The organism is Ancylobacter vacuolatus, assembly GCF_030813595.1.
Taxonomy (GTDB): Bacteria; Pseudomonadota; Alphaproteobacteria; order Rhizobiales; family Xanthobacteraceae; genus Ancylobacter; species Ancylobacter vacuolatus.
This window is the reverse complement of sequence record NZ_JAUSUH010000005.1, coordinates 36,397-56,542: the sequence shown is the minus strand read 5'-3', so window position 1 is coordinate 56,542 and position 20,146 is coordinate 36,397. Positions and strand designations below refer to the sequence as shown.

The following is a 20,146-nucleotide window of genomic DNA, read 5'->3' as shown; positions in this document are numbered from 1 at the left end:
GCCGGTCTCTCCGGTGAAGTGCGCAGCCCTGGCTACGGTTCCGCTTGTTCTCGCGGGATGCGGGGGGCCGCTCTCCACGCTGACGCCGTCGGGGCCGATCGCGCAGGACATCGCCTGGCTGTGGTGGGCGCTGCTGGCCGGGGCGGCGGCGCTGGCGCTGATGGTGTTCGTGCTGGTCGCCCTCGGCTTCGGTCGACCGCGCGAGGTGGCTGAAGGGCGCTGGGTCTTCGGCATGGGCGTGTGGTTCTCGCTGGCGGTGCTCACCGTGACCCTCGTCGGCGCGCTGTGGGTGGGCGAGCGCATCCTGCCGCACGGGCCGGCGCTGGAAGTGCAGGCCCATGCACGGCAATGGTCGTGGACCTTCACCCATCCCGGCGCGCAGGGGCCCACCGAGACGGACGGCGTGCTGCACATTCCCGCCGGCCAGCCGGTGGATGTGCTCATCACCTCGTCCGACGTGATCCATTCCTTCTGGGTGCCGCAGCTCGGCGGCAAGATGGACGCAATTCCCGGCCGGCAGAACCGGCTGCGCATCGAAGCCTCCCGCCCCGGCACCTATGAGGGGCTGTGCGCCGAATTCTGCGGGCTGGAGCACGCGGCCATGCGCTTCGAGGTGATCGCGCATGATCCCGCCGCCTGGCCGCCTTTGCCCACCACGGAGGGCATCCGCCCATGAGCCAGCCAGATGTGACGGCAATCCCCGCCAACCCGCCGCGCCGGGCGCTCACGCTGCACCGGGAGCTGGACAGGGTCTGGCGCAACGGTCCCGGCCTGTGGGGGCAGGTCACCAGCGTCAGCCACACCACGCTCGGCCTGCGCTTCATGGCGACCGCCTTCGTGTTCTTCGGCATTGGCGGCATTCTGTCGATGCTGATCCGCGCGCAGCTGGCGACCCCCAACAGCGCCTTTCTCGACACCGCGCTCTACAACCAGATCTTCACGATGCATGGCAGCATCATGATGTTCCTGTTCGCCATCCCCATGCTCGAAGGGCTGGCGATGTACCTGCTGCCGAAGATGCTGGGCACGCGCGACCTGGCGTTTCCCCGGCTCTCGGCACTGGGCTATTGGTGCTACCTGCTCGGCGGAGCCATCCTGATCGCCGCCCTGCTGGGCGGGGTCGCGCCGGCGGATGGCTGGTTCATGTACACGCCGCTGTCGGGCAAAACCTATTCGCCGGGCATCAATGCCGATGTCTGGCTGCTGGGCGTGACCTTTGTCGAGATTTCGGCGCTGGCGGCGGCGATCGAGCTGATGGTCTCCATCCTGCGCCTGCGGGCGCCGGGGATGAAGCTGACCCAGATGCCGCTCTTTGCCTGGTACATCCTCGGCACCGCCGCGATGATGCTGGCCGGCTTTCCCCCGCTCATCCTCGGCTCGGTGCTACTGGAGATGGAGCGCGCCTTCGGCTGGCCGTTCTTCGACCCCGAGCGCGGCGGCGACCCGCTTTTGTGGCAGCACCTGTTCTGGCTGTTCGGCCACCCGGAGGTCTACATCATCTTCCTGCCGGCGGCGGGCGTGCTCTCCACCGTCATTCCCGTGCTGTGCCGCACGAGGATCGTCGGCTACGGCGCCATCGTCGCGGCGATCCTCGGCATGGTGTTCCTAAGCTTCGGGCTCTGGGTGCACCACATGTTCACAGTGGGCATTCCGCATCTGGCGCTGGCCTTCTTCTCGGCCGCCTCGATGCTGGTGGCGGTGCCCACCGCGGTGCAGATCTTCGCCTGGATCGGCACGATGTGGCGCGGGCGGCCCGAGCTGAAGCTGCCGATGCTGTATATTCTCGGCTTCTTCTTTACCTTCGTGATGGGCGGGCTGACCGGCGTCATGCTCGCCGTGGTGCCGTTCAATTGGCAGGCGCACGACACCGCCTTTGTGACCGCGCATCTGCACTATGTGCTGATCGGCGGCTTTGTCTTCCCGATGCTGGCGGGGGTGACGTGGTGGATGCCGCTGATGAGCGGGCGCCGGCGCATCCGGGGGCTGGGCGAGGCGGCGTTCTGGCTCATCCTGATCGGCTTCCACGGCACCTTCTTCCTCATGCACCTCACCGGCCTGATGGGCATGCCGCGCCGGATTCCGACCTATGCCGACAATCCCGAATGGATGTGGCTGAACCTCTCCTCCTCCTTCTTCGGCTTCGTCATGACCATCGGCTTCGCCCTGTTCACCATCGACCTGATCCTGCAGGCGGGGTTCGGCAAGCGCAGCGTGCGCGATCCCTGGCAGGCCCCGTCGCTCGACTGGGCGATGGCGCTGCCGCCGCCCAACTACAATTTCGCCTCGCTGCCCGGCGCGGATTTGCAGCAGGCCGGCGCCGCCGGCGCGATGCTGAAACTGGCGCGCGGCGAGGGCTTCCTGCCCGGCGCCCCGCGCGGGCGGCGCGAGATCCTCGTCACCTCGGTCGGCGCGGCCCGGCCCGAGCATGTGGCGCTGCTGCCGTTCAACACCGCCCTGCCGCTGGCGCTCGCGCTCGCCATCTGCGGCTTCGTGCTGCTGATGCTGGCGGGCTTCTATACGGTGGCGCCGGTGGCGCTGATACCCGTCATCGGCCTGATCTGGGCCTGGGCGCGGCGCGCCGTCGTCGCCGTCGACGCGGCACCGGTGGAGGTCGCGCCCGGCCTGCTTCTGCCGGTTCAACCTGAGGGCGGCGCCACGCTGACCCAGAGCGGGCTGCGCTGCCTGCTGTTCGCCGACGGGACATTCTTCGCCTCGCTGCTGTTCGGGCTGGCATTCCTCTCGCTGGTCTCGCCCGGCCCGCCCCTGCCGACATGGGGAGCGGACCAGACGGTGCTGCTGGCCGCCTTCGCCGTGCTGGCGCTCCTCGCGGCGGGGGCCCTTGGCGCACGCTGGGCGCTGGGGCGAGTGGAGGCCGGCCGGCCCGCCGGGGCGGCCTTGCTCGGCTGTGTGATCGTCAATCTGGCGGCGCTTGTCGCCCTCGCCGCGCTGGCCTTCGGTCTTCCAGACCCCACCCGCCATGCGGGCGACGCGGTGCGTGCCGCCCTTGTCGCCTATGTCGGCCTGCACGTCATCATTGGCATCCTGTTCAGCGCCTTCGCGCTCGATCAGGCGCGGCGGGGCGAACTGGCGCCCGGCCGGGCCGGGGCGCTGCGCAATGGGGGGCTGTGGCTGGGCTATACCCTCGCTGCCGCCGCGCTGGCGACGGCGGCCCTTTGGGCGCAGGAAGCGGCGTCATGAGGCGGGTGGGCGGCATGGTCTGGCTCGGCTGGCTGATCGCCGGCCCGACGGCGTGGGCGGCGGCCTTTTCCGTGGCGTACGGCCTGCACGGGTTGGGCTGCGAACTGGGCTGGCCGGCGGTGAATGTCGGCCCGGCCAGCCTGCAGCGCGTGGCCATCGCCCTGCCCTCCCTCGCCGCGATCCTCCTCTGCCTCGTGCTGCTGGCGCGGGTGAAGGCGACGCTCGGGCCAGAGGCCGGGATTCCCCGGCTCGGCCTCTGGATCGGCCTGATCGCCACGCTCTACACCATGGCGCCGGTGCTGGTGGCGACGAGCTGCGGAGCCTGAACGGCCCCTTTCAGTCCTCCGCCGGCGCGAGATCGAAGGTCTCGCCGGGAAAGAAGCGGGCGAGGCGCACATCGGCGCTGCGGGCGTGGCCTTCCATGCCCTCCTTGCGGGAGATGCGGGCCGTGACGACGCCAAGATCGCGCGCCGCCGCGCGGGTGGCGCGCTGCCACGTCACCGTCTTCATGAATTTGTGCACCGACAGCCCGCCTGTATAGCGCGCCGCCCCTGATGTCGGCAGCACATGGTTGGGTCCCGAGGTCTTGTCGCCGAAGGCCACCGTCGTCTCCTCGCCGAGGAACAGCGAGCCATAGGCCTGAAGGCGCCCGAGCCACCAGTCGAGATCGGCCGCTTGCACATGCAGGTGCTCGGGGGCGTAGCGGTCGGCGATATCAGCCATCTCCTCGGCATCGCCGCACAGGATCACCTCGGCATAGTCCGCCCAGGCGGCACGGGCGCTGGAGCGGTTCGGCTCCGGCAGCGCCTCGATCAGGTCAGGCACGCGCGCCATCACCGCCTCGGCCAGCGCCGCCGAGGTCGTCGCCAGCCACACCGGCGAATTATAGCCGTGCTCGGCCTGGCCGATCAGGTCGTTGGCGACGAACTCAGCATCCGCGCTCTCATCGGCCAGGATCATGCTGTCGGTCGGGCCGGCGAACATGTCGATGCCGACGCGGCCATAGAGAATGCGCTTGGCCTCGGCGACATACTGGTTGCCGGGCCCGGCGAGCACATCCGCCTTGGGCAGTCCGAACAGCCCGTTGGCCATCGCCGCCACGCCCTGCACGCCGCCGAGATTGAGGATCACGTCCGCCCCGCACAGATCCATGGCGAAGACGATCTCGGGGGGAATGCCGTCCCCCGGCCGGGGCGGCGAACAGGCCACGATATGGCGCACCCCCGCGACCCGCGCGGTGGTGATGGTCATGATCGCGCTGGCGATATGGGCATAGCGCCCGCCGGGCACATAACAGCCGGCCGCCTCGACCGGAATCTGCTTCTGTCCGGCCATGAGGCCGGGGATCACCTCGATGCTGCAATCCAGCACCGTCGCCTTCTGCGCCTCCGCAAACCGGGCGATGTTGGCATGGGCGAAGCGTATGTCGTCCTTGGTCTTGTCAGGCACACGGGCTATGGCGGCCTGCCGTGCCTCGGGCGAGAGGACGATCTCGCCCTCCCATTTGTCGAATTCGCGGGAGAAGCGGCGCACGGCGGCCTCGCCTTCCGCGTCGATGGCGGTGAGCATGGCGGCCACGGCATCCCTCACGTCGCCCTCATCGGAATGGGCGGTACGGACAGCCTTCTTGAGATAGGTCACGGTCATGGCAATGCTCACATCTTGCCCTTCCAGGGCACAATCCGGCGCTCGATAAGGCGCATCAGCATGTCGAAGAGGTAGGCGATCGCCGCGATCACCACGATGCCCATGATGACGGTCGACGTCTGCAGGAACTGGCTGGCGGAGAGCACCATGTAGCCGAGCCCCTCGGTCGCCGCGATCATCTCGGCCGCCACCAGCGTGGTCCAGCCGAAGCCGATGCCGATCCGCATTGCGGTGAGGATCTCCGGCAGCGAGGCCGGCAGGATGACATAGCGCAGCACCTTCCAGCGCGAGGCGCCGAACGAATAGGCGGCGTGGATCTGCTCGATCGCCGCCGACTTCACCCCCGCCCGCGCGCCGAGCGCCACCGGGGCGAAGACGCTGAGGAAGATGAGCAGCACCTTGGACAATTCGCCGATGCCGAACCAGATGATCATCAACGGCAGATAGGCCAGCGGCGGAATCGGCCGGTAGAACTCGATCGGCGGATCGAGAATGCCGCGCATGGCCGGGCTCATGCCCATGGCGAGCCCGAGCGGAATGCCGATCACGCAGGCGAGCAGGAAGGCGCCGAACACCCGGGCGGCGGAAATCGCGATGTGCTGCCAGAACGGCGTGTTGGTGAAGCCGTCGCGGGCGACGTCCAGGAACTTCTGCACCACCGCGCCCGGCGAGGGCAGGAACAGCGGCTTGACCCAGCCCATCTCGGTGACCAGCCACCAGACGAAGAGCAGCAGGCCGATGGACAGCAGCGACAGCCACAGCGTGTCGCCATCGCCCGGAACGCCATAGGCCTGGCCGGGCTTGACCGAGCGGCCACGCGCCAGCGCCGCCAGCCGGGACGACAGCCGCGGGCGCGGCTTTTGTTCGACGGGGCTGATGTGATCGACGGGGCTCATGCGGCGGCTTCCTCGTCGGCGAAGATGATGCCCAGCACTTCTTCGCGCAGGGCGATGAACTCGGGGGAAGCCTTGACCTCGCGCGCCGAGGCGCCATCGAGGAAGCGCCGGGAGAACGGCAGGTCGAAGCGATGGGCGATACGCCCCGGGCGCGGCGACATGACGATGAGCCGCGTACCCATGAACAGCGCCTCTTCCACATCATGGGTGATGAAGAACACCGCCTTGCCGGTGCTGTTCCACACCCGCAAGATGAGTTGCTGCGCCTTCTCGCGGGTGAGCGCGTCGAGCGCCCCCAGCGGCTCGTCCATCAACAGAAGGCGCGGGTCGCAGGTGAGCGCCCGGGCGATGCCGACACGCTGCTGCATGCCGCCGGAGAGCTGATAGACCGGCGAGCTCTGGAAGCCGTCCAGCCCCAGCAAAGCGATGTACGTCTCCGCCGTGGCGTGGCGCTCGCGCAGCGGCACGTTCTGCATTTGCAGCCCGAAAGCCACATTGTCCCGCACATTGAGCCACGGCATCAGCGCGTGCTTCTGGAACACCACCGAACGGTCGGCCCCGGGCCCGGTGACGGCGGTGCCGTCGAGACGGATGGTGCCGGAACTGGGCGAGAGGAAGCCCGCCAGCAGGTTGAGAAGGGTCGACTTGCCACAGCCTGACGCGCCGAGGGCGACAACGAAATCGTTGCGGTCCATCGTCAGGTCGATCCTGCGCAGCGCCTCGACCGGCGGTCGGCCATTGGCGGCCGGATAGACGACGGAGACGTCGTCAACGATGAGCACCATTGCATGTCCTCCAGAACGCCGGGCAGGCCGCTTGCCCGCCCACCCGGCGTCAAGATCCGGGGCTTACTTGGCCGTGGCGGCCTTGGCGATGGCGGTGTTCACGAACGGCGCGTAGCTCTCAGCCACCTTCTCGATGCGGCCGGCGCTCTTGAGGAATTCGGCGGTGGACTTGAGCGTCGCCGGGGCGCTGCCGAGCCATTTGTCGCTCAGCTGCTCGACCAGCGGCACGAAGGTGTAGCCCTTCATCGAATCCGGGATTTCCTCGGGCGAGGCGCCGGTCATCTTGGCGATGGTGAGCACCTGCGGGCTGGTCGCGGTCCAGGCGGCGGGGTTGGCGAGATAGGCGGCGTTGGCCTCGTCGGCGACCTTGGCGAAGGCGGCCATCTGCTTGAGGTTCTTGGCCGCGAACTCCTTGTCGACCACCCAGCCGTCAAAGGTCGGGAAACCCCAGCTGGCGGTGATGTCGGCGCCGAGAATGCGCTTGCCGGTCTTGATGATCCGGCTCTGGGCGGGTTCCCAGATGAAGGCGGCGTCGATGGCGCCCTGTTCCCAGGCGGCGGCGATCTGGTCTGGCGGCATGCCCATGATCGTGACCTCGCTCACCGGCACCTTCTCATGCTGCAGCGCGCCCATCAGCGAGAAATGCGCGGTGGAGCCGATCGGCACCGCCACCCGCTTGCCCTTGAGGTCGGCGACGCTGGTGATGCCCGCGCCGTCGCGCGCGATCAGGCTCTCAGCCTGGCCGATGACGATGGCGAGCATGTACATCTGGATGTCGACGCCCTGGCTCATGGCGATGGTCATCGGCGAGGAGCCCAGCTCGGACACCTTGACGTCGCCTGAGGCCATGGCGGCGATGATCTCGGCGCCGGAAGCGAATTTGCGCCATTCGATCTCCCAGCCCGTAGCCTTCTCGAACAGGCCCTCGGCGCGCGCCACCTGCATCGGCGTGGGGTTGCCGAAATGGCCGATGACGATCTTCTCCGCATAGGCGGAGCCGGCGGAAAGGACGAGGGCGACAGCACCCGCCATCAGGCCTCGCATGGTCTTGCTCATGTCACTTAACTCCTCTGTCAGGTCGGTCGTGGTGGCCGGGCCTTCTGTGGGCCCGTGAATTCAAACGTCCCGCGCGAGCGAGAAATCAACGATGGCGCCCACCAGCACGTCGAGCGTGTCGAAGGCCTTCGCGCCCTGTTCAGCACTGTCGGCCATGAGCGAGAACTCGGTGCAGGCGATCATCTGCGTGGTGACGCCCGCCGTCAGCAGCTGCGCGGAGGCGCGGCGGAAGACGTCGCGGGAGCCGGCATCGACGCCCCCGGCCTTTATGCGGCGGATGGCGCCGAGCAGCGCGTCCTCGTCCTCGGGATAGACCGCCGTCAGCCCCGCCCGGGCGAGCTTGCCGTCGAACAGGCCGATGCGGCGCAGCGCGGGGGAGGCAATCACGCCGACGCGCCCGCCGGAGCCGGCGAGGCGCACGGCATGGGCGACCGAAAGCGCCACCATGTCGAGAAAGGGAATGCCCACCGCCGCCGTGATCGCCGGGGCGAAATGGTGCGCCGTGTTGCAGGGTATGGCCAGCGCCTCGACGCCCGCCGCCTCCAGCCGCCGCGCCATCGCGACCAGCACAGGCGCGGGATCCTCGCCGGTGCCCTCGATCAGCCGGGCGATGCGCGAGGGCACTTGCGGGTTCTGGTCGACGATCAGCGGGACATGGTCGCGGTCATCCGCCGCCGGCACCGCCGCGATGATCCGGCTCATCAGCAGCACTGTCGCCTGCGGCCCCATGCCGCCCAATATGCCGACCCGGCGCGGCATCAGCGTGCCCCTTCCGCCAGCGTCTCATCCAGCGCACCGAGAATATGGGTGGCAATGAGTTCGCAATCGTCGAGCGTGAAAGTAAGCGGAATACGCATGTCGAACAGCGTGGCGAGCACGCGCTCGGTCTGCGGCAGTTCGTGCTGGGCGATGTAGCGCCACGAAGAGTGTGCCGAAGTGAAGCCTACCGGTTCGGCGGCGCCGAACCATTTCAGCTCCACGCCCCGTTCGGCCGCTGCCGAAAGAAGGGCCGTGCAGCCCGCAGCGGACAGCGCCGGCACGCGGAACTGGATCGAGGAGCCGACATAGCTTTCCTGCGGTGGGCGCTGCGGCATCCGCACCGCCGGATGCGCGGCAAGGCGCGCCGCGAGATGGTCGTGGCGCACGTTCCAGCCGGCGAGAGCGTCCTCAATCCGCGCCAGCTGCGGGCGCAGCAGCGCCGCGCGCAGATTGTCCATGCGCGCCGACATGTTGGGGGTGTCGAGCCGCAGCCCGGCGAATATTTCGGCCGCAGGCGCCGCGCCGTGGCGCTCATAGAGCATGTAGGAGCCCGACAGCAGCACGGCCCGCGCCATCAGCTCGGCATCGTCGGTGGTCAGCAGCCCGCCCTCGCCGGAGTTCAGGTGCTTATAGGTCTGGGTGCTGAAGCAGGCAGCGAGGCCGAAGGCGCCCGATCTCCCCCCGTTCCAGCGCGCGCCCATCGTGTGGGCGCAATCCTCGATGACGCGCAGGCCATGCGCGCTCGCCAAGGCAGTTAGCTTGTCCATGTCGCAGATATGGCCGCGCATATGCGACAGCAGCAGCGCAGTCGCGCCCGAGGCCGTGGCCTTGGAGCTGAGATCGTCGAGATCGATGACGAGATCGTCCGTCGTCTCCACCAGCACCGGCACCGCGCCAATCGCCGCGATCGCCCCGGGCACGGGAGCGAGGGTGAAGGCATTGGTGAGCACGCGCTCACCCGGTCCCACGCCCGCCGCACGCAGCGCGATCTGCATCGCCTGCCCGCCGGAGGCCAGAGCCAGACAGTAGCGCGCGCCCTGCCAGCGGGCGAATGCCTCCTCCAGCCGGGCCGCTTCCGACACTTCGCCGGCAGCGACATTGTAGCGGTGCAACCGGCCGGAGCGCATCACCGCCTCGGCGGCAGCGATAGCGTCCTCGGGGAGCGGCAGCTGCTGGGTGAAGCTTCCGGTGAAACGGGGCGGTCGCATGGGTCAGGCCGTGGCGTGCGCGGGCTGGTCGTCGGCGAAATAGGCGTCATAGCCGAACAGTGCCGCGGAGCCACCGGTGTGCAGGAAGACGATGCGTTCGCCCTTCTTGAAAATGCCCTTGCGGACATAGTCAATAAGGCCGGCCGCGCCCTTGCCGGAATAGACCGGATCGAGAAGGATTCCCTCAAGCTCGGCGAAAAGACGGATGGCCTCCAGCGTGTCCGCGCCGGGAATGCCGTAGCCGCGGCCGACATAATTGCTGTCGGCCACCACGTCCTCGCGCTGCACCACGCCGGGGCAGCCCAGCTTCTGCGCGGTGCGCTCGGCAAGGGCGAAGACGTTCTCCTCCTGCTTCTGCTTGGGCGCACGCACCCCGATGCCCAGCAGCGGCACCTGGGCGTTGATGGCCTTGAGGCCAACGATCAGCCCCGCCTGCGTGCCGGCGCTGCCGGTGGCGGTGACGATATGGTCGATGGCAAGGCCGATATCATTGGCCTGATTGATCAGTTCCAGCGCGCAATTGGCATAGCCGAGCGCACCTGTGGGATTCGAGCCGCCGCCCGGGATCGTATAGACCTTGCGCCCCTCGCCCCGCAGGCGATTGGCGACCTTTTCCATCTCGGCGTTCATGTCGAGCCCGCCGGCCCGCGTCTCGGTCGTCGCGCCGTGAAGATGGTCGAGCAGTACATTGCCGTTGGTCTTGTAGTTGCGATCATTGGAGCCGGTCCGGTCCTCCAGCAGGATGTGGCAGGCGAGGCCAAGCCGGGCAGCGAAGGCGGCGGTCTGGCGGGCATGGTTGGACTGGGTGGCGCCCTGCGTCATCACCAGATCGGCGCCCTGCGCCATGGCCTCGGCCATAAGGAACTCGAGCTTGCGGGTCTTGTTGCCGCCGGTGGAAAGCCCGGTGCAGTCGTCCCGCTTGATCCAGATCTCCGGACCTCCCAGTTCGCGGCTCAGACGATCGAGCCGCTCCAGCGGCGTGGGCAGATGCGCGAGGCGGATGCGGGGGAAGCGGGCGAAATGCATGAAACAATCCTCAACTTGCGTATTTCGATGTTTGCAGATCATCTTCGGCACTTCAAATGCGAAATTATTCACATAAGATGCAAGTTGCGCATGTTAGGAGGTGCTGATGCGGCTGGAGTGGCTGGAGGATATTCTCGCGGTTGCGGAGACAGGCTCCTTCAGCGAGGCGGCCGAGCGGCGACGGCTAACGCAGTCGGCCTTTTCGCGGCGGGTGCAGCACATCGAGGACCATGTCGGGGTGGCGCTGTTCGACCGTTCGCGCAAGCCGGTACAGCTGCGCCCGACCACCGCCGAACAGCGCGACCAGATCGCGCGGCTCGCCCGCACCCTGCGCCAGCTGACCGATGATCTGCGCCGGGGCGACCGCACCGCCGGCAACCGGCTGGTTCTGGCCAGCCAGCATGCCCTGACTGCCTCATGGGCGCCGCGCTTCATCGACACGATCCAGTCGAAGAATGCCGATATCTTCCTGAAGCTGAAATCGGCGAACCTGGATGAGTGCTTCGCCTTCCTGCTGTCGCGGCAGGCCGATATCGCCGTGGTGTACCGGCGCATCGGAGAGGAACACCCCATCGCGGCCAACTACATCGAGACGACGATCATCGGGCGCGATCGGCTGATCCCGGTTTTCGCCCGTGCCCATGGCGCGCGGCTCAACGGGCAGTTTGCGCAGGGCGAAGTGCCCTATATCGCCTATCCCCCGGAGGTGTTCCTCGGCGAGGTGATGGACCAGATCGTGCTGCCCGCCATCCACGGCGCCAGCCATATGGTTCCCAAGGTGGAAACCGAGCTGACGCTTGCGGCGCTGGAGCTCGCGGCGAACGGCATCGGCGTGGCCTGGGTGCCCTCGACCCTTGCCCGCGCGCGGATCGAGGCTGGCGATCTCGCCGATCTCTCGGCCAGCCTTCCCTATTGCGATCTCGACGTCACCGCGGTGCGACTGGCCAACCAGGCTACGCCTGTCGAAGCCACGGTCTGGGAGCAATTGTCCCGCATGGATGCGCCGCGCGGCGCCAAGGCTTCCGGGTCCGACATCGACTGAGGGGACGGGTGGCTCAGCGTGGCCCGGCCCGCGCCGCCTCGCCCCGGCTTTTCTCCGCGCGCAGCCGGGCACGCCAGGCGCCGGTCTCGACCATGCCGGCGATGACGTCTGCCATCACCTTCGCCACCGCGTCGCTGCCGCGCGGGTTCATCGTGCGCGGCGACACCACCACCGACAGGCGCCAGGAGGGCGTCGGGTCCAGGATGGGAACGGCGACCATCTCGCCGCGCCGCATCTCGTCGACAAAGGCGAAATGCGGCATGACCGCCAGCGCCCGGCCCTGCTGCACCAGCTGGGCGATCGCCGGCAGGCTGTCGCAATCCATCGCCACCGCCCTGATGTCATGGCGGGCGGCGAACTGCTCGATCACGGTGCGCAACACATTGGGCGCGCCCGGCAGGACGATGGGGTGCTCGAACACGGCGCGCAGCGTCACCCCGTCACCCGCGGCCAGAGGATGGCCCGGCGGCACAAAGAGCATCAGTTCTTCGACCATCATCTCGGTCCAGGCGACGTTCTCGAAGGCCCGGCGGTCATAGAGCAGGGCGACGTCGAGTCGGCCCATCTGCAGGAACTCGTCGAGATAGCCGGTCATCGCCTCCACCACGCGCAAGGTGATCCTGGGCTGGCGCTCGGCCATGGCGGTGATCAACGGCATCGAAAGGCCGCGACAGGCCGAGGTCGGCAACCCGACCGCGACGCGGCCGGAGGGATATACCGATTGCGAGCGCACCACATCCCTGACGCGCTCGACCTCCTCCAGAATGCGGCGGGCATGGTCGTAGAGCTGCTGGCCCATTTCGGTCGGGGTGACGCCGCGCGCATGGCGCAGGAACAGCTCGACGCCCAGCTCCTCTTCGAGGTTCTTCACCTGCTGGCTCAACGAGGGCTGGGCGATCCGCAACATCTCGGCGGCGCGGGAGAAATTGCCGCTTTCCGTGATCTGCACGAAGTATTTCAGCTGGCGAAGATCCATGAACCACCTTTCACACGCCTGAACTCTGCGTGCTGGCAGCTAAAAGTCAAACTGATGAACAAATGATCATTTGCATAATCTATAGGCATTTTATCATTGATAGTTCAATAAAAACCGATAGTTATATCAGCCAATCAGCCATTGCGATTGCCTATAAATAGATGCGATAGGTTCAGCCTATACTGATGATTGGAAAATCATCTTTGTCGAACACCGCCGCTTATCTCTAGCCTCTCGTCTCGTCGAGCCACGGAAAGCTCCCCCCGCGACCCGTGGCGTCGGGAGACACGGTATGCCTTCAGCACGAATTCTGCGCTGCCATCGCCTGGCGGTGGCGGCAGCGCTTGGCCTTTCGACCGGATGGCCATCGCGCGGCGCGCGCCGGCCGTCGTGGTCGCGGAGGTGACGGCCGGGATCGCGGGCGAAGGCCTGCCGGTCAGGCTCCAGAGCATCGCCGAACTCTGGGCGAGGCTGTCCCCGTCGACCTCGTCGCTCCCGCTCTCTGCCGCCCTTCCCGCTCCGCGAGCCACATCATGAGGAACACGTCATGAGCACTCACGAGACCTTCATGCGCCGTGCCATCGAGATCAGCCGCGACAAGATGCGGGCAGACGGCGCGGCGCCGTTCGGCTGCGTCATCGTCAAGGATGGGGTGATCGTCGGCGAGGGCGTGAACAATGTCGTCAACAACCACGACGCCACCTCGCATGGCGAGGTCGAGGCGATCCGCGACGCCGGCCGGAACCTCAAGAGCTGGGACCTCAGCGGCTGCGATCTCTACACGACCTGCGAGCCCTGCGAGATGTGCGTCGCCTCGATGTTCTGGGCGCGGATCAGCCGGCTCTATTACGCCAATACGCTGAAGGACTGCGCCGATATCGGCTTCAAGCTGGAACCGCTCACAGCCATGGTCCGCAGCGACCTTCATGCGCGCACCCTCCCCGCCGAACGCCTGCTCCCCACCGAGGCGCGCGACGTGCTCGACGAATGGGCGGCCTCGCCCGGCTTCAGCCCGTTCCAGTGAGTGCCGGCCCAATCAAAACGACCTTCCCGATGGAGACGACGACATGAACGAGTTCGACGGTCCGATCACCGATTTCCGGGCGCTGCTGCACCCGATGAATCGCCGCCGGCTGCTCCAGGGCGCCAGCCTGCTCGCCGGCGCCGCCGCGCTCGGCGTGACCGCCACCGCCCCCGAGCCGGCCTATGCACAGGACAAGGTGCTGAACCTGCTCTCCTGGCCCGGCCATGCCGATCCCGCCGTGGTCAAGCCGTTCGAGGACAAGTACGGCGTGAAGGTCGTCGCCAAGGAATATGTCGGCGGCGAGCCCATGCTGGCGTTGATGAACCAGTCACCTCCCGGCTCGTTCGACGTGGTGCTGGCGGACGCCGAATACATTCACATGCTGAAAGAGGGCGGCTTCATCGACAAGATGAACCCGGCCGACTACCCGCTCGCCGATTACTGGCCGGAGTTCCAGAAGTTCGAGCCGCACTGGGTCGGCGAGGACCTCTATTCGGTGCTGATCCGCTTCGGCTATCTCGGCATCGCCTACCGCACCGACGTGCTCTCCGAAGCCGACGTGAAGTCCTACAAGGCGCTGTGGGACCCCAAGATCAAGGGCAAGCTGGGCTTCTTCGACTGGTACCTGCCGACCATGGGCTGCCTCAGCCTCTATGACGGCAACAAGCCGCCCTTCGACATTTCCGACGCCGCCTTCGGCAAGCTGAAGGAAACGCTGTTCTCGCTGAAGCCGCAGACCGCCGGCTTCTATTCCATGGCCGACCAGTTCTCGATGCTCACCAACGGCACCGCCGCCGCCATTCCCGGCGTCGGCGACTGGGTGGTGCTGCTCTTGCAGAAGAGTGGCGTTCCGGTATCGGCCACCGTGCCGGACGAGGGCGGCATCCAGTGGACGGAATCGATGTCCATCGTCTCCTCCTCCACCAAGAAGGACCTCGCCAAGGCCTTTATCCAGTACATGTCCTCGCCCGAAGGCCAGGTGCGCTCGTCGATCATGCCGGCCTACTGGGCCTCGATCCCCAACAAGAAGGGCTGGGAGTTGCTGAACAAGGACCACCAGGCCGAGGCCAAGGCGCTGCGCCACACCTTCGACGCCCGCAACGTCATGGACGAATACAAGGACGGCAAGATCTACATCCGCAAGACGCCGGTGAAGCAGACTATCGAGCAGTGGAACGACGTCTGGTCCGAATTCAAGTCGATGTAGCCCGCACGCCACCCGGCAGGCGGCCCAGCGCCGCCTGCCGATGATCGCCTGCCTCGCCTCTCCGTACCTGACCCGAAGGCTTCATGAGCGAACCTTTGCCCACGCCGGACACCGGATCCGCTCCCCTCAAAGGGACGTCGCGACGCGCCACGGAGGCACGCTTTGCCGTGTTCTGGGGCGCGCCGCCGGCGCTGTGGCAGGCCGCGTTCTTCCTGGTGCCGCTCGGCTTCCTCGTCGCCATGACCTTCTGGTCGGTGAAGAATTTCCGTCTCACACCCGACGCGACGCTGGCCAATTGGATGTTCATCCTCAATGCCGGCTTCTTCCGCAACGCCTATGTCTATACGTTCTGGCTCTCGGCCCTGACGGCGGCGATCGCCAGCGTCGCGGCCTTCCCGGCCGCCTATACGCTTGCCTACAAGGTTAGCCCCGCGGTCCGACGCTTCATGATCTTCATGCTGGTGGTGCCGTTCTTCACCAGCTATCCCGTCCGAATCTATTCCACCCAGATCTTCTTCAGCCCACAGGGCATCATCAACACCGTGCTGGTGCCGCTCGGGCTCGGCCCGCTTCACGTACTGAACACCCCGACCGGCACGGTGGTGGGCTATCTCGTGCTCACGCTGCCGCTGGTGGTGCTGCTGCAGACCTTCGCCCTCGCCAATGTGCCGCGCATCCTGATCGAGGCCGCGCATAATCTCGGCTGCGGCCGGCTGCGCACCATCTGGACGGTGATCATCCCCTCGGCCCGCATCGGCCTGATCGTCGCCGGCACCTTCGCCTTCGTGCTGGCCTTTGGCGACTATGTGGCGCCGACCTATCTGGGCGGCTCGAAGCCGCCCACGCTCAGCATCCTCATCGCAGACCAGGTGAAATCAGGCAATAACTGGCCGCGCGCCTCGGTGGTGGCGGTGATGATGATCGTGACGCTGATGGTGGTGATGCTGGTCATGATCGGTTTCGCCTATGGCCGGCGGAAGGAAAAGGCATGAGCATGGCCGCGCTCCGCCGCCTTCTTCTCCTCGCCTATACGGCGCTGGTGTTCGCCTTCATCTTCGCGCCCATCGTTTCGACCATCGTGTTCTCTTTCAACGCCGACCGCTTCCCCAGCCTGCCCTGGGGCGGGTTCAGCCTGCAATGGTACGAGGCGATCTTCGCCGACGCGACGATCCAGCGCGGGCTGATGAACAGCCTTATCGTGGCCGGCGTCACCTGCGTGATCGCCACCTTCCTCGGCTTCTCCGCCGCCTATGTCGATTACCGCTACCGCTTCCTCGGCAAGTCGATCTATCTCGCCCTCGCGGCGCTGCCGCCGACCGTGCCGGTGGTCATCCTTGGCGTGGCGCTGCTCACCTTCGAGGGGCGGGTCGGCCTGTCGGGGACGCTTCAGGGCATCATCGTCGGCCATGTCGTGCTGAGCACGCCCTTCGCCATGGCGCTGGTGCGGATGCGGCTCGCCGATCTCGACCCCGATATCGAACGCGCGGCCTGGAATCTTGGCGCCTCGCCCTGGGCCACCATGTTCGGCGTGATCGTGCCGTTCTGCACGCCCGCGATCCTCGCGGCGCTGTTCCTGACCGCCGCCGTCTCCTTCGACGAGTTCATGATCGCCTGGTTCGTCTCGGGCGTGAACGAAACGCTGCCGGTGCGCGTGCTCGCCATGCTGCAGGGGCAGGTGAGCCCGCGCATCAACGCCATTGGCGCCATCGTGTTCGGCGTCAGCATCACCCTCGTCGTGCTCGCCCAATTGCTGCTCGGACGCATGTCCGGCCGCGCCGCCCGGAAGAAAGGATGACGCGCATGGCCACCCCCATGATCGAGCTCGACCGTGTCGCCAAGCATTATGGCAATCACGCCGCCGTGGCCGATGTCTCCTTCACCATCGAGAAGGGCGAGTTCGTTGCGCTGATGGGCCCCTCCGGCTGCGGCAAGACCACGACGCTGCGGATGATCGCCGGCCTCGACCAGCCGACCTCCGGGGAAATCCGGCTCTGGGGCCGACGCCTCAACGAGGACGCGCCCTGGGAGCGCGACGCGCCGCTGGTGTGGCAGAGCTACGCGCTGTTCCCGTTCCTGTCGGTGCGCCGGAATGTCGAATTCGGCCTCAAGCAGCGCGGCCTGCCGGCCGCCGAGCGCCGCAAGAAGGCCGATGAATGGATGGAGCGCCTCGGCATTGCGAGCTTCGCCGAGCGCGGCGTCGACCAGCTGTCCGGCGGCCAGCGCCAGCGCGTGGCTCTCGCCCGGGCGCTGGCGCTGGAGCCGGAAATGCTGCTGCTGGACGAACCGCTCTCCGCTCTCGACCCGCATCTGCGGGTGCGGATGCAGTCGGAGCTGGTGCGGCTGCACCGCGAGCTCGGCATCACCTTCATCTGCGTCACCCACAGCCATTCCGAGGCCTTCGCCATGGCAGACCGGGTGGTGATCATGAATGAGGGACGCATCCAGCAGATCGGCGCGCCGCGCGACATCCACCGTCGCGCCGCCAACCGTTTTGTGGCCGAATTCGTCGGCGGCAACAACATCTTCACCGGCACGGCGCGGTTCGAGGACGATGGCTCGATCGCCCTCGCCGGCCTGGTGGGCACGGTTCATGCGCCCGCCCCCATGGAGGGCGGCATCGTCACCGGCGGCGCCGCCACACTCGTGGTTCCCGCCGACCGGATCGAGCTGGCGGGGACGAGCACCGGCGCCGGCAATGAGGTGCAGGCGCGCGTCGTCACCGTCGAGTTCGTCGGCTCGACCGTCACCGTCTTCCTGGAGACCGAGGGCGGCTGCGAACTGCGCGCCCAGCGCTCGCTGCACGAGATGGAGAACACCCCGCTGGCGGTCGGCCAGCCGGTGGTCGCCCGCTGGTCGCCGCAGCAGGGGTTCTTTCTCCCCGGTTGAATTTTGCCTGGCTGATTTATGGAGTGAATGCGATGTCGACCTTCATCCGCGGCGCCACCGTGCTCGCCATGGGCGGCCCGAATGGCAGCACCCCCTTCCTCGGCGATGTCCATGTCGAGGGCGACCGCATCAAGGCCATCGGCGAGGGCCTTCAGGTGCCGGAAGGCGCCAGTGTTATCGACGGCACCGGCAAGCTGGTGATGCCCGGCCTCATCAACGCGCATCTGCATTCCGGCGAGGCGCTGTTCAAGAGCCGCTACGACAACCTGCCGCTCGAACTTTGGATGCTTTACGCCTACCCGATCCTCGGCGCCAAGGCGCTGAGCGAGCGGATGATCTATCTGCGCAGCATGGTGGTCGCCATCGAATCGCTGAAGACCGGCGTCACCTGCCTGACCGACGACATCTTCGAGGCGCCGCGCCAGTCGCTGGCCCAGCTCGGCGCAGCGGTGTCGGCCTATGACGATGCCGGCATCCGCGCCACCGTCTCCGGCCATGTGATGGACCGCGACTTCCTCGATTCCATCCCCTTCTCGCGCGAGCATGTGCCGGCCCAGCTGCAGGCGGAAGTGGCCAAGCTCACCCCGCCGACAACGGACGAGTACCTCGCCTTCGCTAAGGAGGCCTATGCGCAATTCCATGGCCGCTCGGGCCGCATCCGCTTCATGCTGGCGCCGTCCGCGCCGCAGCGCTGCACGCCCGAACTGATGCAGGCGGTGAACGCGCTGGCGCTGGAATGGCAGGTGCCGTTCCACACCCATATCGTCGAGACCAAGGTGCAGGGCGTCACCGGCCCGGCGATGTATGGGAAGTCGCTGATGCGCTACATGGCCGATCTTGGCCTGATGCACTCAGGCACCACCATCGCCCATTCGATCTGGGTGAGCGAGGACGACATCGCCCTGATGGGCGAGGCCGGCGTGTCGGTGGTGCACAACACCATCTCCAACCAGAAGTTGGGCGCCGGCGTCGCGCCGGTACGCCAGTTGCTGAATGCCGGGGTCAATGTCGCCCTCGGCTCCGACGGCATCTCCACCAACGACACCCCGCGCATGTTCGACGTGATGCATGCCTGCGGCCTGATCCACAAAGTGACGACACCCGACTACACCCAGTGGCTCAGTTCCGCCGAGGTGCTGCACGCCTGCACGCTGGCCGGCGCCAGGAGCGCCCTGATCGGCCATGAGACCGGCTCGCTGGAGGCCGGGAAGAAGGCGGATTTGCTGGTGATCAACCTCGACACGGTGTGCTTCACGCCGCGCCACGACCTTCTCAACCACCTTGTCTACAGCGAGAACGGCTCGTCGATCGAGAAGGTGATGGTCAATGGCGAGATCGTGGTCGAGAATGGCCAGCTGACCAAGATCGACGAGAAGGCGCTGCTGGCCGAACTGCGGTCGCTGATGCCCGCCTTCAACGATTATCATTCCGGCGTCGAGGCCGCGAACCGCGCCTTCGCCCCCGCTTTCGACGCCATCCACCGCCGCTGCAATCAGGTCGACCTCGGCATTCACCGCCTTGTCGGCACCAGCGACATGTGGCCGGCATGACCCAAGGCGGAGCCCCGAAGATGAGCACTCCCATCCCTTCATCGCCACTGATCCGCATCGCCGACATGACCTGGTACGAATTCGCCGACCGGGTGAAGGGGGACCCCATCGTCCTGCTGCCCACCGGCTCGGTGGAGCAGCACGGCCCGCATCTGCCGCTGGTGACCGACGTGATCCTCCCCGTCACGGTGGCCGAGGCGGTGGCGGCGGAGATGGGCGGCATGGTCGCCCCGGCGGTGAGCTATGGCTACAAGTCGCAGCCCAAATCCGGCGGCGGCAATCATTTTCCCGGCACGCTGAGCCTCGATGCCGGCGTGTTCATCGCTCTCGCGCGCAACATCATCAACGAGCTGGTCCGCCATGGCGCGCGCAAGATCGTGCTGTTCGACGGGCATATGGAGAACCAGTGGTTCCTGGTCGAAGCCGCCGACCTCGCGCTGCGCGATCAAGCCATGCTGGGCCGCACCGACGTGAAGATCATCAAGCTCGGCTATTGGGACTTCATCAACAAGACGACCGAGGCGGTGCTCTTCCCCGACGGCTTCCCGAGCTGGGAACTCGAACATGCCGCCGTCATGGAAACCTCGATCATGCTGCATGTGCGGCCCGATCTGGTCCGGCAGGACAAGATCCCCGACGATCCCGCCGCCGACTTCCCGCCCTATGACGTCTATCCCTTCGACACCCGGCCCATCCCGCCGACCGGCGTGCTTTCCTCGGCGAAGTCCGCCTCGGCGGAAAAGGGCGCGGCCGTGCTGGCGCAGGTGGTGCCCGACATCGCGGCGAGCCTGCGGGCGGCCTTCGGACCGTCATCGGATTGAGCCAAGCGTCGTTTGAGCCAAGCGCCGTGACGGGCTGAAACACCCCGCCCGGCGCCGGGCGACGG

The 20,146-nt window shown here is 67.0% G+C and carries 19 protein-coding genes; 11 read left to right on the top strand and 8 right to left on the bottom strand.

Going from position 1 to position 20,146, the window contains the following annotated elements; translation table 11 throughout:
* Positions 1-13: 13 nt before the first annotated feature.
* Genes coxB through J2S76_RS12730 form a run of 3 tightly spaced genes read left to right on the top strand, consistent with a single transcriptional unit; the run spans position 14 to position 3,524 of the window.
* The gene (gene coxB / locus J2S76_RS12740; protein ID WP_307060825.1) at positions 14-676 is read left to right on the top strand and encodes a cytochrome c oxidase subunit II; all 663 of its coding nucleotides are present in this window, start codon (positions 14-16) and stop codon (positions 674-676) included.
* Complete coding sequence (ctaD, locus tag J2S76_RS12735; RefSeq protein ID WP_307060824.1) at positions 673-3,198, top strand: cytochrome c oxidase subunit I; 2,526 nt, start codon at positions 673-675, stop codon at positions 3,196-3,198. Before coxB ends, ctaD begins: the two co-directional genes overlap by 4 nt.
* Complete coding sequence (locus J2S76_RS12730) at positions 3,195-3,524, top strand: hypothetical protein (protein WP_307060823.1); 330 nt, start codon at positions 3,195-3,197, stop codon at positions 3,522-3,524. Before ctaD ends, J2S76_RS12730 begins: the two co-directional genes overlap by 4 nt.
* 10 nt (positions 3,525-3,534) lie before the next feature.
* Here the strand turns inward: J2S76_RS12730 and hisD are convergent, their stop codons facing one another.
* From hisD to cuyA, 7 genes are all read right to left on the bottom strand, one after another.
* Complete coding sequence (gene hisD, locus J2S76_RS12725) at positions 3,535-4,845, bottom strand: histidinol dehydrogenase (RefSeq protein ID WP_307060822.1); 1,311 nt, start codon at positions 4,843-4,845, stop codon at positions 3,535-3,537.
* Positions 4,846-4,853: 8 nt separating this feature from the next.
* On the bottom strand, positions 4,854-5,741 hold the full coding sequence (locus tag J2S76_RS12720; protein WP_307060821.1) for an ABC transporter permease subunit: 888 nt from the start codon (positions 5,739-5,741) through the stop codon (positions 4,854-4,856).
* Positions 5,738-6,526 carry a taurine ABC transporter ATP-binding protein gene (locus tag J2S76_RS12715; protein ID WP_307060820.1) on the bottom strand — a complete coding sequence of 263 codons (789 nt, stop codon included), beginning with the start codon at positions 6,524-6,526 and terminating at the stop codon, positions 5,738-5,740. Before J2S76_RS12715 ends, J2S76_RS12720 begins: the two co-directional genes overlap by 4 nt.
* 63 nt (positions 6,527-6,589) lie before the next feature.
* A complete protein-coding gene (gene tauA / locus J2S76_RS12710) occupies positions 6,590-7,582 on the bottom strand; it encodes a taurine ABC transporter substrate-binding protein (protein ID WP_307060819.1) in 993 nt (330 codons plus the stop codon).
* 60 nt (positions 7,583-7,642) lie between these two features.
* Entirely contained in the window at positions 7,643-8,341 is a 699-nt protein-coding gene (gene cuyB / locus J2S76_RS12705; protein WP_307060818.1) for a cysteate racemase, read from the bottom strand.
* Entirely contained in the window at positions 8,341-9,549 is a 1,209-nt protein-coding gene (locus J2S76_RS12700) for a DegT/DnrJ/EryC1/StrS family aminotransferase (protein ID WP_307060817.1), read from the bottom strand. Before J2S76_RS12700 ends, cuyB begins: the two co-directional genes overlap by 1 nt.
* Positions 9,550-9,552: 3 nt before the next feature.
* The gene (cuyA, locus tag J2S76_RS12695) at positions 9,553-10,575 is read right to left on the bottom strand and encodes a D-cysteate sulfo-lyase (RefSeq protein ID WP_307060816.1); all 1,023 of its coding nucleotides are present in this window, start codon (positions 10,573-10,575) and stop codon (positions 9,553-9,555) included.
* Between the two features lie 106 nt (positions 10,576-10,681).
* On the opposite strand from cuyA, the gene J2S76_RS12690 reads away from it, so the two are divergent.
* Positions 10,682-11,617: a LysR family transcriptional regulator gene (locus tag J2S76_RS12690; protein ID WP_307060815.1), complete on the top strand. Its 936-nt coding sequence runs from the start codon at positions 10,682-10,684 to the stop codon at positions 11,615-11,617.
* 13 nt (positions 11,618-11,630) lie between these two features.
* On the opposite strand, the gene J2S76_RS12685 is transcribed toward J2S76_RS12690, so the two are convergent.
* The gene (locus tag J2S76_RS12685) at positions 11,631-12,593 is read right to left on the bottom strand and encodes a LysR family transcriptional regulator (RefSeq protein ID WP_307060814.1); all 963 of its coding nucleotides are present in this window, start codon (positions 12,591-12,593) and stop codon (positions 11,631-11,633) included.
* A gap of 547 nt (positions 12,594-13,140) precedes the next feature.
* Here J2S76_RS12685 and J2S76_RS12680 point away from each other — a divergent pair.
* The 7 genes from J2S76_RS12680 (at position 13,141) to J2S76_RS12650 (ending at position 20,081) form a co-directional block, all read left to right on the top strand.
* A complete protein-coding gene (locus tag J2S76_RS12680) occupies positions 13,141-13,617 on the top strand; it encodes a nucleoside deaminase (protein ID WP_307060813.1) in 477 nt (158 codons plus the stop codon).
* Positions 13,618-13,660: 43 nt separating this feature from the next.
* On the top strand, positions 13,661-14,824 hold the full coding sequence (locus tag J2S76_RS12675; protein ID WP_307060812.1) for an ABC transporter substrate-binding protein: 1,164 nt from the start codon (positions 13,661-13,663) through the stop codon (positions 14,822-14,824).
* Between the two features lie 83 nt (positions 14,825-14,907).
* Entirely contained in the window at positions 14,908-15,816 is a 909-nt protein-coding gene (locus J2S76_RS12670) for an ABC transporter permease (RefSeq protein WP_307060811.1), read from the top strand.
* A gap of 2 nt (positions 15,817-15,818) precedes the next feature.
* Positions 15,819-16,619: an ABC transporter permease gene (locus J2S76_RS12665; RefSeq protein ID WP_307060810.1), complete on the top strand. Its 801-nt coding sequence runs from the start codon at positions 15,819-15,821 to the stop codon at positions 16,617-16,619.
* A 5-nt stretch (positions 16,620-16,624) separates the two neighbouring features.
* Positions 16,625-17,710, top strand: coding sequence for an ABC transporter ATP-binding protein (locus J2S76_RS12660; protein ID WP_307060809.1), 1,086 nt, complete (start codon positions 16,625-16,627; stop codon positions 17,708-17,710).
* A 32-nt stretch (positions 17,711-17,742) separates the two neighbouring features.
* Entirely contained in the window at positions 17,743-19,260 is a 1,518-nt protein-coding gene (locus J2S76_RS12655; protein WP_307060808.1) for an amidohydrolase family protein, read from the top strand.
* Positions 19,261-19,280: 20 nt separating this feature from the next.
* The gene (locus J2S76_RS12650; RefSeq protein WP_307060807.1) at positions 19,281-20,081 is read left to right on the top strand and encodes a creatininase; all 801 of its coding nucleotides are present in this window, start codon (positions 19,281-19,283) and stop codon (positions 20,079-20,081) included.
* Positions 20,082-20,146: the final 65 nt, after the last annotated feature.

What these genes read in the sequence shown, in the direction of transcription:
- ctaD (WP_307060824.1), top strand. Translation starts at nt 673, where the DNA reads ATGAGCCAGCCAGATGTGACGGCAATCCCCGCCAACCCGCCGCGCCGG.
- J2S76_RS12730 (WP_307060823.1), top strand. Translation starts at nt 3,195, where the DNA reads ATGAGGCGGGTGGGCGGCATGGTCTGGCTCGGCTGGCTGATCGCCGGC.
- hisD (WP_307060822.1), bottom strand. Translation starts at nt 4,845, where the DNA reads ATGACCGTGACCTATCTCAAGAAGGCTGTCCGTACCGCCCATTCCGAT.
- J2S76_RS12720 (WP_307060821.1), bottom strand. Translation starts at nt 5,741, where the DNA reads ATGAGCCCCGTCGATCACATCAGCCCCGTCGAACAAAAGCCGCGCCCG.
- J2S76_RS12715 (WP_307060820.1), bottom strand. Translation starts at nt 6,526, where the DNA reads ATGGTGCTCATCGTTGACGACGTCTCCGTCGTCTATCCGGCCGCCAAT.
- tauA (WP_307060819.1), bottom strand. Translation starts at nt 7,582, where the DNA reads ATGAGCAAGACCATGCGAGGCCTGATGGCGGGTGCTGTCGCCCTCGTC.
- cuyB (WP_307060818.1), bottom strand. Translation starts at nt 8,341, where the DNA reads ATGCCGCGCCGGGTCGGCATATTGGGCGGCATGGGGCCGCAGGCGACA.
- J2S76_RS12700 (WP_307060817.1), bottom strand. Translation starts at nt 9,549, where the DNA reads ATGCGACCGCCCCGTTTCACCGGAAGCTTCACCCAGCAGCTGCCGCTC.
- cuyA (WP_307060816.1), bottom strand. Translation starts at nt 10,575, where the DNA reads ATGCATTTCGCCCGCTTCCCCCGCATCCGCCTCGCGCATCTGCCCACG.
- J2S76_RS12690 (WP_307060815.1), top strand. Translation starts at nt 10,682, where the DNA reads ATGCGGCTGGAGTGGCTGGAGGATATTCTCGCGGTTGCGGAGACAGGC.
- J2S76_RS12685 (WP_307060814.1), bottom strand. Translation starts at nt 12,593, where the DNA reads ATGGATCTTCGCCAGCTGAAATACTTCGTGCAGATCACGGAAAGCGGC.
- J2S76_RS12680 (WP_307060813.1), top strand. Translation starts at nt 13,141, where the DNA reads ATGAGCACTCACGAGACCTTCATGCGCCGTGCCATCGAGATCAGCCGC.
- J2S76_RS12675 (WP_307060812.1), top strand. Translation starts at nt 13,661, where the DNA reads ATGAACGAGTTCGACGGTCCGATCACCGATTTCCGGGCGCTGCTGCAC.
- J2S76_RS12670 (WP_307060811.1), top strand. Translation starts at nt 14,908, where the DNA reads ATGAGCGAACCTTTGCCCACGCCGGACACCGGATCCGCTCCCCTCAAA.
- J2S76_RS12665 (WP_307060810.1), top strand. Translation starts at nt 15,819, where the DNA reads ATGGCCGCGCTCCGCCGCCTTCTTCTCCTCGCCTATACGGCGCTGGTG.
- J2S76_RS12660 (WP_307060809.1), top strand. Translation starts at nt 16,625, where the DNA reads ATGGCCACCCCCATGATCGAGCTCGACCGTGTCGCCAAGCATTATGGC.
- J2S76_RS12655 (WP_307060808.1), top strand. Translation starts at nt 17,743, where the DNA reads ATGTCGACCTTCATCCGCGGCGCCACCGTGCTCGCCATGGGCGGCCCG.
- J2S76_RS12650 (WP_307060807.1), top strand. Translation starts at nt 19,281, where the DNA reads ATGAGCACTCCCATCCCTTCATCGCCACTGATCCGCATCGCCGACATG.